The organism is Flavobacterium johnsoniae, assembly GCF_001879205.1.
GTDB lineage: Bacteria > Bacteroidota > Bacteroidia > Flavobacteriales > Flavobacteriaceae > Flavobacterium > Flavobacterium johnsoniae_A.
In genome coordinates this window covers 296,288-313,103 of sequence record NZ_MLFK01000007.1, presented here as the reverse complement: position 1 = coordinate 313,103, position 16,816 = coordinate 296,288, and the positions used below count along the sequence as shown (strand labels likewise).

General features: G+C 35.4%; 11 protein-coding genes. 6 read left to right on the top strand and 5 right to left on the bottom strand.

Annotation, left to right across the window (positions count from 1 at the left end; genetic code table 11):
• Positions 1–8: 8 nt before the first annotated feature.
• The 4 genes from BKM63_RS23905 to BKM63_RS12885 form a co-directional block, all read right to left on the bottom strand.
• Positions 9–728 carry a hypothetical protein gene (locus BKM63_RS23905; RefSeq protein WP_242661142.1) on the bottom strand — a complete coding sequence of 240 codons (720 nt, stop codon included), beginning with the start codon at positions 726–728 and terminating at the stop codon, positions 9–11.
• Between the two features lie 6 nt (positions 729–734).
• Positions 735–1,382 (bottom strand): MFS transporter, encoded by a 648-nt coding sequence (locus BKM63_RS23900; RefSeq protein WP_242661141.1) that lies wholly within the window; start codon positions 1,380–1,382, stop codon positions 735–737.
• 172 nt (positions 1,383–1,554) lie between these two features.
• On the bottom strand, positions 1,555–2,436 hold the full coding sequence (locus BKM63_RS12890; protein WP_242661140.1) for a sugar phosphate nucleotidyltransferase: 882 nt from the start codon (positions 2,434–2,436) through the stop codon (positions 1,555–1,557).
• A 4-nt stretch (positions 2,437–2,440) separates the two neighbouring features.
• On the bottom strand, positions 2,441–3,532 hold the full coding sequence (locus BKM63_RS12885; protein WP_071636982.1) for a mevalonate kinase family protein: 1,092 nt from the start codon (positions 3,530–3,532) through the stop codon (positions 2,441–2,443).
• A gap of 230 nt (positions 3,533–3,762) precedes the next feature.
• Between BKM63_RS12885 and BKM63_RS12880 the strand changes: the two genes are divergently transcribed.
• On the top strand, positions 3,763–4,800 hold the full coding sequence (locus BKM63_RS12880; protein WP_071636981.1) for a LacI family DNA-binding transcriptional regulator: 1,038 nt from the start codon (positions 3,763–3,765) through the stop codon (positions 4,798–4,800).
• A gap of 313 nt (positions 4,801–5,113) precedes the next feature.
• Here the strand turns inward: BKM63_RS12880 and BKM63_RS12875 are convergent, their stop codons facing one another.
• Positions 5,114–5,758, bottom strand: a complete 645-nt coding sequence (locus BKM63_RS12875; RefSeq protein ID WP_071636980.1) for a sugar-binding protein — start codon at positions 5,756–5,758, stop codon at positions 5,114–5,116.
• 711 nt (positions 5,759–6,469) lie between these two features.
• Here BKM63_RS12875 and BKM63_RS12870 point away from each other — a divergent pair.
• The 5 genes from BKM63_RS12870 to BKM63_RS12850 all read left to right on the top strand — a co-directional run bounded on the left by BKM63_RS12870 (position 6,470) and on the right by BKM63_RS12850 (position 16,720).
• Complete coding sequence (locus BKM63_RS12870; RefSeq protein ID WP_071636979.1) at positions 6,470–9,565, top strand: SusC/RagA family TonB-linked outer membrane protein; 3,096 nt, start codon at positions 6,470–6,472, stop codon at positions 9,563–9,565.
• Positions 9,566–9,601: 36 nt separating this feature from the next.
• Entirely contained in the window at positions 9,602–11,113 is a 1,512-nt protein-coding gene (locus BKM63_RS12865) for a RagB/SusD family nutrient uptake outer membrane protein (RefSeq protein ID WP_071636978.1), read from the top strand.
• Positions 11,114–11,206: 93 nt separating this feature from the next.
• A complete protein-coding gene (locus tag BKM63_RS12860) occupies positions 11,207–12,616 on the top strand; it encodes an aryl-sulfate sulfotransferase (RefSeq protein WP_071636977.1) in 1,410 nt (469 codons plus the stop codon).
• A gap of 66 nt (positions 12,617–12,682) precedes the next feature.
• On the top strand, positions 12,683–13,678 hold the full coding sequence (locus tag BKM63_RS12855) for a c-type cytochrome (RefSeq protein ID WP_071636976.1): 996 nt from the start codon (positions 12,683–12,685) through the stop codon (positions 13,676–13,678).
• Between the two features lie 36 nt (positions 13,679–13,714).
• Positions 13,715–16,720, top strand: a complete 3,006-nt coding sequence (locus tag BKM63_RS12850) for a glycoside hydrolase domain-containing protein (protein ID WP_071636975.1) — start codon at positions 13,715–13,717, stop codon at positions 16,718–16,720.
• The last annotated feature ends 96 nt before the right edge of the window (positions 16,721–16,816 follow it).

Below are 16,816 nucleotides of genomic sequence, written 5' to 3'. Positions count from 1 at the left end.
TCATTAAACTACCATCTTCGGTATTTATGACCTTTTACTGCGTAAAAAAGGATCATTAAATAAGAGGGCAGCAACATTAAATAGGCAATCTGATTACCGCTTTTAGAAACTTCCTGCGTTCCTGCTGCGCTATTTAATGCATTTATATTTTCTGTAATAAGACCATAAAACAAAGGAAAAACAGCACCGCCGATAATTCCCATAATTAAAATGGCACTTCCTATTTTAGTATAACCGCCCAAATCTTCTAACGCCATTGGCCAGATGGCCGGCCAGCAAAGTGCATTTGCCAGACCTAATAAGGCTACAAGAAGAATTACAGCGGGCAGATTTGGAATTCCGGGAAGCTGGATCATGATTTTTGGAGAAATCCATACGATTACCAAAACCAAAATAACACCTAAAATTCCCGAAGCCTTTAAGGCTGTTACCTGCGATACATATTTTGGAATAAGTGTTATTCCTAAAATATATCCCACAACCATTGCCGACATGGTAAACGAAGTTAGTTTTAAATAAAAATTTCCTTCACTTCCATACACTCCAAGCTGTTTTCCAAAGGCTCCAATTGAATCTCCGGCCAGAACTTCTGCTGACAGATATAACATTAAAGTTATGACTCCCAAAACCAATTGCGGACGTCTAAAAGCATTTCTAATCTGTTTAAAAATACTTAAATGCGTTACATTTCCATCTTCATCCAAATCAATTTCCGGTAAGGGCGACAATTTTACCTATAGTGCTAAAACTGTAATAATCAATCCCATATAAAGATAAGGTCTTTGCAATTGTAATGCAAGAGAATTTAAAGCATTTGTTTTTGAAACCGAGTCCAAAACCGCAATTTTATCTGCTGTGAAGTCCTGCATATTAGACAAAACCAAAGCTGTTAATATCAACGGTGCAACAAATCCCGCTACCTTATTTGCGATTCCTAACACACTGATTCGGGCAGCCGCGCTTTCTCTCGGACCAATCACCACCACATACGGATTTGAAGCTGTCTGAAGAATCGCTAAACCTGTTCCCATAACAAATAAGGCGATCAGGAAAAACAGAAAAGTACGGCTTTCTGCGGCCGGATAAAACATAAAAGCACCTAGCGCAATAATAAGGAGGCCTAATGAAATACCGTTTTTATAGCCTACTTTTTCAATAATCCACGATGATGGAACTGCCATTACAAAATAGGCAATATAAAAGGCAAAAGTCACAAAATAAGCCTGAGATGATGTGAGCTCACATGCTAATTGAAAAAAGGGTATTAATGGTCCGTTCAGCCAGGTTACAAATCCAAGAATGAAAAACAATGCTGTTAAAATCATCATTGGAATAACAGTACTCTTTTTATCTACTTGTATGGCACTTTCAATGTTTGACATAATAATTGGGTTGATTTTGGTTAATAGATTAGCTTATCAATCTAAAATGAAAATCAACACTTTTATATTATTTTGCGTTTTTTACGCAATTATATGCGTTTTTTTTGCATTGCAAAAGTAATGTAATAAGTTACAATTTCCACTAAATTAGATATGAAATTTTTGTTAATTTTTAAAAATCCCAGTTCAGTACAGGATAGTATTTCTTTAAATATTCTTTTACGTCGGCAATATCTTCTTTGGCAGTTAAATCTGGAACGTGTTCAGAAAATGGAATTCCTAAAGTAGTATTTGGATTTTCTTTTACCGAATTTAAAAGCACGGTTGGCAGTTCCTTTTCGTCCCTTTCAGGATTTACGGGGCAATTTTTAAGATGTGTATACAATGTTTTTCCTGTAAATTTAAAAGCATTCATACTTACTCTTATTTTTCCGTCAATATCTTTATAATGTTCCAAATCGGCTGTTGTCGGCTTTTCCAGAATATCCAGCAATTGGTTGTTTTTATCCAATTTGGCAATAGCAAAACGCGAAATTCTTTCTGAAGGAAATTCTAAAGCATCGCGATCATAACTTATAAAAGCGTTTGGACTTTCGGTTTTTCTAAGTGCAAGTAAGGCTTCGGCAGAATATAAATTATCGCTGTTACAGACAGAGTACTCCTGCGAGTTTAATTCCGGAAATTGTTCTACTGCCTGAAACAAAGCATCGGCTGTGCCAAAAGGTTTTACACGTCCTTCGGGAATATACTGTACCGCAAAAGAAATATGGAGTCCGTGAAAATCATTATTTGTATTCTGGCTCCCGTAAAATTCCTTAAACAATTCACCTTGCTCTCCTATAATAATGTAGATGTTTTTGTATCCCGCTTTTTTAGCATTTAATAAAAGATAATCCAATAAAGGTCTTCCACTGGATCCCACTCCTATTAAACCTTTGCTTCTTTCGTTTGCCTGAGCGATTTCTTCGGGAGATAAATTATCTAAAACAGCTTCTTTTTTCATGCGGGACGATGCTCCGCCGGCAAGAATAACTAAATTGTTATGCATACTCATTTTTCTAAATTTCTAAATTTTCAATAATTCTTACTCCAGGATCAACACTTACAGCGTAAGCTTCTTCGGCTCCCGCTTTTAAGATGGCATCGATAACCGCATTTACTTTTGCCGGATCTGCAATGGCCACAATACTGCCACCACCGCCAGAACCCACGATTTTAGCGCCATAAGCACCGGCACGCAGGGCTGCATTAATCATATCATCGATTCTGGGAACCGTAATTTTTAATAAGTCACGTAAAACCGCATGATGATCGTTCATTAATGACCCAATTATTTTTAGGTCTAAAACCGGTTTTTCAAACTCTTTTAAAGCTTCTTTGGTATAATGGTAATTTTTTAGCGCGGCTTCAAAAAACGGAATTAACCGATCCGGAAGACAGTTTCGATAAAGAGCTATCTCTTCTATTTTTGAAGCGTTTAGATCAAAATTCGGGTAGTTTTGTTTTACGATATCAATCGCCATCAGCGCGTTTCCTTTTAGTTCTCCGATTAGACCAATTGTTTCTTTGGGAACTCCGGAAACACCGGTTATAAGTCCGCTGAGTTCTGTACCGATAATTTTATACGAAAAAGGATCTTTTGTATTAATGTAAACGATATTTCCAACACCAATACTGAAATGATCCATCATACCTCCCGGTTCTCCATGTTCCAGAACTTCAGATTCATATCCTATTTTCGAAATAAATTCGGGTGTAACTTCATTATCAACTCCAAAAGCAGTAATTAAAAAGTAAATCCATGCCATCAACAAAGCTGATGAACTCGAAGTACCGGAATTAATTGGAATATCTCCCACAATAGTTATGTTGTACCCTGATGTTGGTATGCAGCCGTATCGTCGAAGTACACGCAGTGAGGAAGCGAAATAATCCCGTGGTTCTAATGTATCAAAAACGGCATTAATATCGATCGTGCGGACTTCATTAATATCGATCATATTCAGCACAAACAAATTTGAATCATTTTGCTTTGCTGTGAGTTTTATATTTCGATTTATAGCGCAGGCAATAACAGGTAATCCTAAATAATCTTGATGATCTCCAAAAAGGCAGGTTCGGCCGGGAGCAAGCGACGTAATTTTTTTCATTTAAAAAAGACTTTAAACCATTATAATTCAAATAATTAAAACAGTTTTATGGTTAGATTTATTTTTTGGTGATTTTGGTTTTATTTCACGAAACTATATATTATATTTTTATAAAACAAGAAAAAACAAGAAAATGTGCTCGAACACACTATAAAAATGTTCTCGAGCACACAAATCAATTATTAGAACTATTTTACAATAATTAAATCAAAGTTTCTATATTTGTTTATATGGAAAAAAAATATACAATTAAGGATATTGCAAAAATGGCAGGAGTTTCTAAAGGAACTGTTGACAGAGTATTGCACAACAGAGGAAAGGTTTCTCCTACAGCTCTTGACAAAATAAACGAAGTTTTGAATGTCATTAACTATGAACCCAACTTAATTGCGAGAAATTTAAAAAACAATAAAATTTACCGCATTTGTGTTTTGCTTCCTGATCCTGAAATTGATCCATACTGGCTTCCCTGCGTAAACGGAATTCAGGATGCTATGAAAGAATTTAAAGCCTATAATGTGGTTATTGAAACGCATTATTTTAATCCGGAAAGCACCAAATCGTTTTTAAGCACAAACGAAACCATTATCAAACAATCTCCGGATGCCGTTTTGATCGCACCACTTTTCCATAAAGAAACTTTAGAAATTATAAAGCAATATGATGAACTGGAGGTTATCGTTAATACCTTTAACAATCAGGTAGAATCTGCTTCGATTAAAAGTTTTGTGGGACAGGATTTACATAAAAGCGGACGTGTGGCGGCAAGTTTAATAAACCTGGTTTTAACAGAAGGCCAAATTGCGATTATCCATATTGACGAAAGCCTTAAAAATGCGGTTCACATGCAGGAAAAGGAAAAAGGTTTTAGAAATTATTTTGACGAAAAGAAACTTTCTAATTTCTCCTTAACCACTTTAAAATTAAAACATTCGAACATCGAAGCTAAGTTTTCGGCCTTTTTAGAAGAAAACCCAAACCTGAGCGGTATTTTTATCACGACTTCAAAAGCATACCAAATCGCTTCGCATTTAGATGCTCTTAAAAATAAAAAAATTGCCATTATCGGTTATGACTTAATTGAGAAAAACGTTAGTTATTTAAATCAGGGATTGGTACATTTTCTAATTCATCAAAATCAGAAAAGACAGGCTTACTTAGGAGTAAGTACTTTAGTAGAGCATTTTTTATTCGGAAAAGAAATTCAGGAAACCATTTTACTGCCAATTGATATTATCAATTCCGAGAATGCATCATTTTATGTTTAAGATGCTGAGTTGCTAAGGGACTGAGTTTTTTAGGGCGTGTAGAATGGCGCACGGATTTAGCGGATTAAACGGATTTACACAGGTATTAATATCTGCTGGATAATTAAATTTTAACACATAGAAACATAGATTTAGCACTCTCAAAAAAGGCGTTTCACTTATTTAAAACAAACATAGAACAATGTGTTAAAAACGCATTTTAGCCCCCCCCCCTCTACACTTTTGTCTTTAATAAAACTCTGCGTAAATCCGTTTAATCAGTAAAATCTGCGGGCAAAAATCTTTGTCCCTTAGAACCTCAGAATCTTATCATCTAAGAACCTTCCAATAAAACTAATTTCCCAAAAGACGATGCGATATGAAAATTTGGTTTTTCTGTATTTGGGTTTACCCATGAAATCCAGGTTGGTTCGTATTCTTCTTTTTCATTTTTAGAAAACTTTGCTCTGTAGATTCCGGTTTCGATGGTATTGTTTTGAATTAAATTTAAATCATTTAAAGACGAAATACTAATTCGGCCTTCAATTGTAAAACCATCTTCGTCCTTAGATTTTATAAGTTCTAAATGCTCTTTGGGCCAATTCCAGTTAAAATCAAAATTCCAATCCGGATAAGCTTCGAAGTCCATCAATCTGGTTTCTGTATCCATTTCTAAACAGTAATACGGACTAAGATTTTCATCTTTTCTAAAAAACATTTCTACCCTGTCTGAATTTCCGATGCTGTCTATGCTGTCATCTTTTTTATCGATATAAATCTCAGTATCAAAAACTTTAAATTTGAAATAGAGATTTTCAAGATCCCAAAGCGCCCTGAATTCAATTTTAGAAAATGAATCCGATTTCCAGGGCGAACAAAAATCAGTTAAACAATTTGCTTTTTCCCAATCAGAAAAATTCAAAACAGCATTTGTTTTTTTTTGAGATTTATCGATTAAAATGACTTGATATTCCTTCACGTTTATAAATGCTTAAATTTTGTTAATTTTTATTTTTTTGAAATTGAAAAAACGCTGGTTTAGTATTTCGTTTTCAGGCTTTTTTTGTGGCTGCGAATTTACTGTAAAATTTGAGAATAAATATTGTGTCTTTTTGCAAAACTTCATTCTTATAAAAAGTTGGTTATTCATGCAAAATAATCAATTAAAAAAATGAATTCAATTAGTGTTTAGTTGATTCTATCATTGCATAATTAACAAGAATTTTAAAAATACTTATACATTATTCATTTAAAGCCAGAATTGTTCTAAAAATTACTCAAATTATCAGTTCAGCTAATTTCCAAAATATTTTATAATAATCATAGCATTTTATATTAAAAAAAACGTTTTGCATAATTTTATGTGCTCGAGAACATAAATTTTGTGTGTTCGAGCACATTTTTCCTGTTTTTTCTTGTTTAATAAAAATATAATCAATAGTTTCGTCAGGAATTAATCTTAAAACTAAGTTAATAAAGGAGGTTTTTTAGTTGATTTTATATTCAAAAATTAAGAGAAAAAACATCCTATAACCCATAAAATAAGATTAAAGATGAAGGCTTAAATCCAAAAAAAAGAAACTCACTCTTAAAACCAGCTTAACAATGAAGATCATTTTTTCAGTAAAAAAAGAAATCTAAAACTTACAAACAACAAAACAAGTAAACATTAACCAAAACCTATTCAAGTATGAAATTATTAACCCAAAAAAAACCAAGGGATTTTCGGATTAACAATCTATCCAGTAAAGAAATCAAACTAACGATTCTTTCGTTATTAGTTTTTACATTTCAGGCTTCGGCATCTTCATCCATAAATAGCGCTTACAAAAACAATACTTCAATCTATTTTGAAAAAACGGTAAAAGGTACTGTAACAGATCAAAATGGTTTACCGCTTCCGGGCGCCAATGTAGTCGTAAAAGGCTCAACCAAAGGTGTACAAACGGATGTTGACGGAAGTTTTGTTATTACCGTTGCCGATAATGTGACCAAACTTGTGGTGAGCTATATTGGTATGGAAGATCAGGAAGTAACCGTAGGCAGCACTCCGCTAAAAATTGTCATGAAAGAGGTTGGACAAAAATTAGAAGAAGTTGTTATTGGTTACGGAAAAGCAAAGAAAAAAGACCTTACAGGTTCTGTAAGTTCTATCGGAAAAGAGAACCTGAATCTTGGCGGCACTATTGCCAATGTTGGTCAGGCTCTTCAAGGACGTGCTTCTGGGGTTCAGGTACAACAAAATAGTTATGCTCCAGGAAGTACACCATCTGTAGTGATTAGAGGAGGAAACTCAATTAATACTTCTAACGCTCCTTTGTATGTTGTAGATGGATTTATTACCAGTACGGGTGCTTCTATCAGCCCAAATGACATCGAAAACATTCAGATTCTAAAAGATGCTTCTTCTACTGCTATTTATGGTGCAAGAGGAGGAAATGGTGTTATTATTATTACTACTAAAAAAGGAAAATCAGGAAAAATGCAGGTTGAGGCCGAAATCTCTGATGGTTTTCAAAATATTATCAAAGAACCTTCATTGCTAAACGGACAGCAATATGCTGATATTCAAAATGCAATTGCAAAAGAGAACGGAAGACCACCGGTTTTTCCGGCAAGTTTTCCTATTGCCAATACCAACTGGTTTGAAGCAGCAACGCGTCCGGGAGAAGTATTAAACAGAACGATTACTTTTAGCGGAAGCGATAAAACATCTAAATTTTTTCTATCAGGAAATTACTTAAAACAAACTGGATCCATAGAAAATACTGATTTTAAAAGATACACAGTAAGAATGGGCGGCGAGAAAAGATTTAATGATAAATTGAATATGGGAACTAACGTGTACGGGGCTGCAAGTGAAGGAAACAACAGCGATTTTGGAGATAATATTCTGTCGCCAATGTTCTCTATACAAACTGCTATTCCTAGTATTCCAATCTACAATCCTGATGGCTCTTTCTATAAATACCAAGGAAAAGACAATGCATTAGCACTTTTAGTATTGCCAACTGACCATACTATCAACAGAGTTGTAAATGGAAATATGTTTTTAGATTATGAAATTATCAAAGGACTTACTTACCATTTTGGTGCAGGTGCTGAATGGCAGGAAAACATTCAGGGAAAATATACGCCAAGTACTTTGGTTGCCGGAGCAGCATTGAAAGGTTCAGGATCTGAAGAAAACAAAACCTATTTTAGATGGAGTACAGAACAATATTTAACTTATAAATTCAATATAAAAGAACATTCTGTAAGTGCCATGATTGGAACTTCTAATCAAAAAGATACTTTTGAAAGAGTTAGGGCAGCCGGTACTGGTTTTTCTAACGACATATTAACATATTACAAACTTGAAGCTGCAAAAGTTTATCTGAGACCCGAAACAGAAAAAACAGAAACAAAACTGACTTCGTATTTCGGAAGGTTAAATTATTCATTTAATGATAAATACTTAGCTTCTTTCACAATCAGAAAAGACGGTTCTTCTCGTTTCGGACCAAACAATAAATTCGGTATTTTTCCATCTGGAGCGATCGCCTGGAAAATGTCTAACGAAACATTTATTCAAAATTTAAATACTTTTTCTGATCTTAAATTAAGAGTTAGTTATGGTATTACCGGAAATGACGGTATTGGTGATTACCAATATATGCCTAGATTAAAACCTTGGGGAGTTACAATTTCAGACGTTTTTGCCGGTGGTAATGAACCAGAAAATTTAGCAAACCCTGACTTAAAATGGGAAGAAACAGCTCAAACTGATATTGGTTTAGACATGGGATTCTTTAACGATAAACTTACGGCTACAATTGATGTGTACAAAAAAAGAACGACTGATGCTCTTTTAAATATTCCTGTTGGAGGATGGTGGGGATTTGGTACGCAAAGAATCAACTCTGGTGTTATTGATAACAAAGGTATCGAGTTAGGAATCACTACTACCAATTTTAAAACAGATAAGTTCTTATGGACAACTTCATTAAACGTTGCCTACAATAAACAAGAAATCGTTGCACTTGCTGATAATGTAAAAATCATTAGTACCAATACTTCTAACCCAAGCGGTACAGTTTCCGGACAGGAATTTACAAGACTGGAGCCAGGAAAAGAAATGGGAGTTTTGTATGGTTATAAATACGCTGGAGTTATCAAAACCGGAGAAACTTATGCTGCTCAGCCGCTTTCTGTTCCAGGAGATCCAAAATATGAAGATGTTAACGGAGATGGTAAAATTACAGCTGATGACAGAACGTATTTAGGAAATTCTACGCCTCATTATACTGCTGGTTTTAACAATGATTTTAAATACGGAAATTTCGATTTAAATATATTCTTTCAGGGAGCTTTTGATTATTCTGTGTACAACATGACAAGAATGGTGGGCGAATCAACAACAAGCACAGATGCACTAAACCGCTGGGTGGCCGGTACAAATGAAAACACCGACATTCCGAGAGATGGTTACTACAAAAGTACTTATGGAAGCTACGTAAATTCAAAATTTGTTGAAGAAGCCTCTTATCTGCGTTTGAAAAATCTTTCTATTGGGTATACGATTCCCGAAAGCGCTTTAAAAACGGCTAAATTTATAGACAGTATCAGGCTGTATGCCATTGGCCAAAACTTACTGACTATTACGAATTATTCAGGAAATGATCCTGAGGTAAATGGACATTATACTAGCGATGCAACGAAACAAAACTTAGGCGGTGGAATTGATTTTAACTCTTTCCCGGCTTCAAGAACGTTTATCTTAGGTATCAAGGTTGCCATTCACTAGTCTAAAAGCTTTTTTAGTAACACTAAATTTATTAAAATGAAAAAATATACAATTATATTACTGTTACTTACCGCTGGTGCACAATTTTCGTGCAATCAGGATCTTGATCCTACGGTGTATAGTAATTTGACCAATACCAACGGATTTCAAACAAAGTCAGATGCTGTAGCTTCTATCAATTCAATTTATGGAAGATTGAAAGGCCCTTCTGTGGGAGATAATTTTTCCTATTGGGCTACAAGACACTTTGCATTAACTGATATTGCAACAGATCTTGGACACTGCCAATATGGAGGCGATCCTGGGCAGTTATCTCTAGGAACCTGGAATTCCAATAACGGGCTTCTTCTTGAAGACTGGAATTCAATGTATAAATTGATTGCCAATGCCAATTTTTCGATATTCAATATTGCAAAAATGGGAGGTATTACAGCTGCTGAAAAGGCGCAGTTTATAGCCGAAGCCAAATTCTTAAGAGCCTCTGCTTATATGGATTTAACAGATGCATGGGGACCTGTAATTTTAATAACGGAAGCTAATTTAGAAAATCCGAAATATTTAGAGCAGACACCGCCTACCTCTGTAGAAGAAATTGATGCTTTCATCATCAAAGAATTAACGGAAGCCGCTGATGTTTTACCCGTTAACTATAAACAAAATCCAATTTATGAAACGAATGATGTAGGCCGTGCTACAAAAGGTGCAGCACTTACTTTATTAGCAAAACTATACCTTCGCAGTCATGACTGGCAAAAAGTAGCAACACTAACTCAGCAGGTAATGAACTTAGGCGAATACAGCCTTTACCCTTCTTATCTGGGATTGTTTAAAGAAAGTAACAAATGGTGCAGCGAAAACATCTTTTCTTCTTTGAGTGATGCCAATGTAAACGGAACAGAATTATTAAACCATTTTGGTCCTATCGATCACCCGGTTGTGGAAAACAGATGGCAGTATTATACTGTAAACTGGGATTTTTACAACACTTTTGGAGACGAAGATGAGAGAAAACAATGTTTCTTTCCAGAATTTATGGGTACTGACAAATTATTACATAAGCAAGCGCCGTCGCTAGGTGCAGAACCACCGGCAGGTGAATTCTACATGCCGGACGTATCTACAAGAAAATATGCAGATGACGAAACTACAACCTATTATGATGGTCATAGTGTAAACATCCTTCGTTATGCAGATGTATTATTAAGCAGAGCCGAAGCATTAAACGAAATCAGCGGTCCAACGAGCGAAGCTATAGACCTTATTAATCAGGTAAAAGGAAGATCGCACGCAAAACTTTTGGTTCTGGCAGAACATACTCAGGCTAGTTTAAGAGATGCTATTTTACAGGAAAGAGGCTGGGAACTTTTCTACGAAGGAAAACGTCGTCAGGATTTAATTAGAATGAACAAATATGATGTCCTGGTAAATGCTTACCACCTTAGAGTTGGCGAAGCTGCGTTAATAAAAATGCCGCAAAATAAGTATTATACTTATCCGCAAAGTCAGGTAAACCTTAACCCTAACTTAAGTAACTCTGGCAGAGAATAAAAAATAATGCATCAGGACAGGCAATTTACAAACTGTCTGTTCCTGATGTATTCAAAATAAGTACTTTTCTGTTTCATTAAAGACCGCTTTCAAATGATCAAAAAATTAGTTTTAAAATGGAGTTTTATTTTGGTACTGCTTGTGTTTACAGGCTGTTCTAAAGATCAGGTTCGAATTACAAATATCAATATTGGTACTCATGGCAACAACGAATTGAAGATTCAAATCGATGTTACCACGAATGCAGATGCGCAGGTATATGCCGAATATTGGGCCGATAAAGACGGTACGAAAAACAAAATTAAGTCTCCAATTTCAAAAACAGGTCTCTCCCACTCTTTGGTACTTTGCAGTATAACTCCGGAAACTAGTTATAGTTTTCAATTATTTACAGTACACGGCAAAGAAAAAGATTCGGGTAAAGTATATAATTTTAAATCCAGAAAACTACCCGAATGGCTTCAGAAACAATTTAAAGCAAACTGTCCTAAACCGGAACTTCTGCCCCAAAACTTCAAGAAAGGTTTTATGCTTTTAGCCAAAAGAGAAACTCCCGGAACGGCTTATATTGTTGATTACAAAGGAAACTTAAGATGGTACCATACTGTAGAAGGAAAAGGTTTTAAAGTTACCCATTTCACAAAAGACCAGACAATTCTTTCTATTTTAGGAAAAAACGATGAACCAACAAGTTACGGAAGCGAAATTTTAGAAATAAATCTTCAGGGCGATACTTTAACTCATATTAAAAAAGGACAAGGTGATTTAAAACAAGTTATTCACCATGAAATTATAAAGAAATCGACAAATGAAATTGTAACACTTTTTGTTGATGTAAAAATAACCGATCTAACTTCTATTGGAGGAAAAAAGAAAGACACCATCAATGGAGACGGAATCCTGATTTTAGACAAAAAAGGAAAACAAATCTGGAAATGGAGTGTTTTTGACGATTTAGATCCAATGAAAGACAAAGCGCTTTTAAAAACCAAAAAAGACTGGATGCATGCCAACAGTCTTAATTATGATAAGGATGGAAATTTCCTGATCTCCTTTTACAACAACGGCCAGATCTGGAAAATTGATTCTAAAACCGGAAAAGTAATCTGGAAACTAGGCAAAAACGGCACTTTTAAAATGGACTCTGCTATTGATTTTTCTCAGGCGCATGCCGCACACATTAACCAGGAAGGAAATCTGATGTTTTTTGATAATGGTGTAGATAAAAAACAATCTTCTGTTTTTGCTTTAAAAGTAAACGAAAAAGAAAATACGGTAAATCTGGATTTCCAAACCAAATTGCCAAAAGACATTTACAACGACCGAATGGGAAGCGCTTATATGATCGATAAAGATGCGATATTATGCTGTTGTTCCAAAAGACATATAACGGTTTTAACCAATAGAAAAGGAGTTTTGCTTTGGGCTTTGGAATCTGAAATTCCGCCTTACCGCGTTCAGTTTATTCCCGAAGAAAAATTGAAACCTTTTCTTTTTAATTGAAAAATCTCCTGCAAGGTTTTCAAAACCTTGCAGATATAATTATAGTATCAGATTAAAATTTACAACATGAAAAAAATAATTCTTATTGGTCTGTTTTCAGCATTGCCAATTATTGTTTTCGATTCCTGTAATACTTCCAATTCAAAACCATTAGCAGCCAAAACCACTGAAGCTGATGATGAAGGTTATATTACAATTGATACCTCTAAAATTCCAGACGACGAGTTTGGCGAATCTGTTCGTTACGGAAGAGAATTGATGCTCAAAACGGCTTATTATATTGGTCCAAACGGTATCAACGGAAAATATTTAGGCAATAAAATGAATTGTACCAATTGTCATCAGGATGCCGGCACAAAACCTCATGCCTTTAATTTAATGGCGTCACATGACAATTATCCGCAATACCGCGGACGCGAAAATAAAGTGTTGACACTGGCTGAACGAGTTAATAATTGCATCATGAGACCCCATTCTGGCAAACCCCTTCCGCTTGACGGAAAAGAAATGGTTGCTTTTTTATCTTATTTTAAATGGATCAGCAAATTTGTACCAAAAGACGGCAATTTTAAAGGAGCAAAAAATTTAGAAATTGAATTTCCGGATGTTGCAGCAAGTCCTGAAAGAGGAAAAGCACTTTTTACTGAAAATTGTGCACGATGCCACGGAAATAACGGTGAAGGCGTGTATAACGCTGATAAATCAGGTTATACATATCCGCCTCTTTGGGGAGAATACGGTTATCAGCCGGGTTCGAGTATGCACAGAGTCATTAAACAGGCACAATGGCTAAAAAATAATATGCCGTATGATAAAGTAACTCCAGGAAAACCCTATCTTACAGATACAGAAGCGCTTGACATTGCCGCTTATGTAAACGACGATGCCATACACAGCAGACCAAACCCTAAAACATTCGATTATCCAAACAAAATGGGCAAACCAATCGATTATGCACATAGTCCGTTTATTGATAATTTTTCTGAAGAACAGCACAAATACGGCCCTTATAAACCTATTATTGCATATTGGAAAAAAAATGGATGGAAAGCCGTTTACTAAAACTAACTATACCTTTTTAACTTGAACATTACAACAATGAAACTAAACCTAAACAACAAACAAATCTTAAATAGAATTTTGATAATGTGTTTTTTTATTATCAGTATTCCATTGACTGCACAAGTAAAATACGCAGACGGAAATGACAGCTGGAATCCTGATTTATTAGGAAACCATCGCGCTGTTGTTCTCTTTTCAGGAACAGGAAATACAGCCAAAACTACTATCGAATGGCGAAGAAGAGACGAAAATCCGCAGTTGAAAAAAATTATTGTTCAGGATGCATCAGGTAAAGAAGTTTTAAATGTAAAAACAGAAAATATAAATAGAGAAAACGGGACTATCATCTTCGAACCAATTTCAGGAAAAGGAACTTACTATGTGTATTATATGCCTTACATAGACGAAGGCACTGCTAATTATCCGAAAGGACTTTACGCAAAACCAGAAAATAAAGCCGATGCACAATGGCTTTCTAAAATAAAAACAGATTTAAAAGACAATTGCACGGTAACAGAAATCGAAAGCGTAAATGCTTTCAATAGTTTTTATCCAATGGAAGTTATTGCAACTGCCTCAGAAACAAAAGACATTATCGCTAAAAACAGCTGCAGTTCTTTTTTGGTTTTCTTGGAAGACAGAGAACATTCTATCAAAATGAAAACCGATTTACCACAAAGATGGATTCAAAAAGGAGTTCAAAACACTTTTTCTGATACAGCGATGAAAGGTGAATATCTGGCTTTTCAATTAGGAGTTTATGCCCTTGAAGATTTAAAAAATGTAAAAGTATCCTTTACCAATTTAGTAAGCACAAACGGGGCAACTATAGAAGGTAAAGATATCAGCTGCATTAATACTGACGGAACAAGATATGATGGCACTCCTTTTAACAATACGGTTTCAGTATCAAAAGGAAAAATTCAGGCAATGTGGTGCGGCATCGATGTTCCGCAGACAGCAGCAACCGGAACTTACAGTGGAAAAGCAACTGTTATAGCAGATGGTAAATCAAAAGAAATCACGCTTCAAATAACAGTTTCAAACGAAGTAACTAAAAACGGCGGTATAGACAGTCCGGAAAAAATGACTCGCTTAAAATGGCTAAACTCGACCCTGGCTCAGGAAAATACTGTTATCGCGCCTTATACTCCATTAGTTGTAAAAGATGCTGAAATCTCTTTATTAGGAAGAAAACTGACTTTGGCTCCAAATGGTTTTCCAACACAAATTCAAACTTTCTTTACTCCGGAAATGACATCTGTGACAACAAAACCTAACAATATTTTAAGTTCTCCAATCGCATTTCATTTTAAAGATGCCTCTGGAAAAGAAACTTTACAATGGAAAAACAGTGGTTTAAAATTCACTAAAAAAGAAGCCGGAACAGTTGCCTGGGAAAGTACTTCAACTTCTCAATCGGTACAAATGGATGTAAATGCTTCGATTGAATTTGATGGTTTTTTACATTATACAGTTAAAGTAACGGCGCTTGAAGATGCTTCTTTCGGCGACATTAATTTTGAATTGCCAATGCAGCCGGCATCAGCAAAATACATGATGGGATTAGGTCAAAAAGGAGGCGATCGCCCTGCTTCTTTTGACTGGAAATGGGATGTAGCACATAAAAACCAAGACGGTGCCTGGATTGGTGCTGTAAATTCAGGGTTGCAGTTCTCTTTAAGAGACGAAAAATACAGCCGTCCGTTAAACACCAATTTTTACCTTCAAAAACCTTTGTTACTGCCAACTTCATGGGGTAACGAAAACAAAGGAGGAATTACCATAACTCCAAATCAAAAAACGGTTTTGGTAAATGCGTACAGCGGTGCCAGAACGATGAAAAAAGGGGATATTTTGTATTACAACTTTACTTTGTTGATAACGCCTTTCCATACTATTAATACTGATTTTCAATGGAACAGTAAGTTTTATCACAAATACAGTCCAATCGATTCCATTTCACAAACAGGTGCAACAGTAATTAATATTCACCATGCAAACGCAATCAATCCGTATATCAATTATCCTTTTATTGAATTTAAAAAGATGAAAAGTTACATTGACGAAGCGCATGAAAAAGGATTAAAAGTAAAAATTTACAATACCGTAAGAGAGGTTTCAAACAAAGCTTATGAAACTTTTGCTTTAAGAAGTTTAGGCCACGAAATTTATTCTCCAGGAAAAGGCGGAGGTTTCTCATGGCTGCAAGAACACGTGGGAGACGACTATATTGCGGCATGGTTTGTACCGGAAATTAAAGATGCTGCCATCGTAAACAGCGGTATGAACCGTTGGCATAATTATTATGTTGAAGGAATGAACTGGCTGACTCAAAATGTGGGTATTGACGGAATTTACCTTGATGATGTAGCTTTTGACAGAATCACGATGAAACGTATTAAAAGAGTTTTAACTCAGGACAATCATCCGGGAATTATCGATTTGCACAGCGCAAATCAGTACAATAAAAGTGACGGATTTAATAATAGTGCCAATTTATATATGGAACACTTTCCGTACATCAACAAATTATGGTTTGGAGAATATTTTGATTACGAAAAAAACCAGCCTGACTTTTTCTTAACTGAGGTAAGCGGAATCCCTTTTGGATTAATGGGCGAAATGCTTCAGGATGGCGGCAATCCGTGGAGAGGAATGGTTTACGGAATGACAAACAGACTTCCGTGGAGTCACAACGCCGACCCAAGAAACATTTGGAAATTATGGGATTCTTTCGGAATTAAAGGTTCTGAAATGATTGGTTACTGGAGCGAAAACTGTCCGGTAAAAACCAATAACGAAAAAGTTTTGGCAACAGTTTACAAAAAGAACGGAACGGCTTTAATCTCAATTGCAAGCTGGGCTGATTCTGATGTAAATGTAAAACTAAACATCGACTGGAAAAAACTCGGAATTAATCCCGCTAAAGCAACTATTACGGCTCCGGAAGTTACCAATTTCCAAGCAGCAAAAACATTTAAAGCAAAAGACGAAATTCCGGTTTCAAAAGGAAAAGGCTGGCTGTTAATTGTGAAGTAACTAAATGCAATACACAATTATCCGTTCAGTTTGTCATTCCGATCCCGAGGCTTCGGGATCGGAATCTCACAAGAATGACAAAACTGTAAAAAAAAA

Coding starts and splice junctions, on each gene's coding strand:
- BKM63_RS23900 (WP_242661141.1), bottom strand. CDS start 1,382: ATGTCAAACATTGAAAGTGCCATACAAGTAGATAAAAAGAGTACTGTT.
- BKM63_RS12890 (WP_242661140.1), bottom strand. CDS start 2,436: ATGAGTATGCATAACAATTTAGTTATTCTTGCCGGCGGAGCATCGTCC.
- BKM63_RS12885 (WP_071636982.1), bottom strand. CDS start 3,532: ATGAAAAAAATTACGTCGCTTGCTCCCGGCCGAACCTGCCTTTTTGGA.
- BKM63_RS12880 (WP_071636981.1), top strand. CDS start 3,763: ATGGAAAAAAAATATACAATTAAGGATATTGCAAAAATGGCAGGAGTT.
- BKM63_RS12870 (WP_071636979.1), top strand. CDS start 6,470: ATGAAATTATTAACCCAAAAAAAACCAAGGGATTTTCGGATTAACAAT.
- BKM63_RS12865 (WP_071636978.1), top strand. CDS start 9,602: ATGAAAAAATATACAATTATATTACTGTTACTTACCGCTGGTGCACAA.
- BKM63_RS12860 (WP_071636977.1), top strand. CDS start 11,207: ATGATCAAAAAATTAGTTTTAAAATGGAGTTTTATTTTGGTACTGCTT.
- BKM63_RS12855 (WP_071636976.1), top strand. CDS start 12,683: ATGAAAAAAATAATTCTTATTGGTCTGTTTTCAGCATTGCCAATTATT.
- BKM63_RS12850 (WP_071636975.1), top strand. CDS start 13,715: ATGAAACTAAACCTAAACAACAAACAAATCTTAAATAGAATTTTGATA.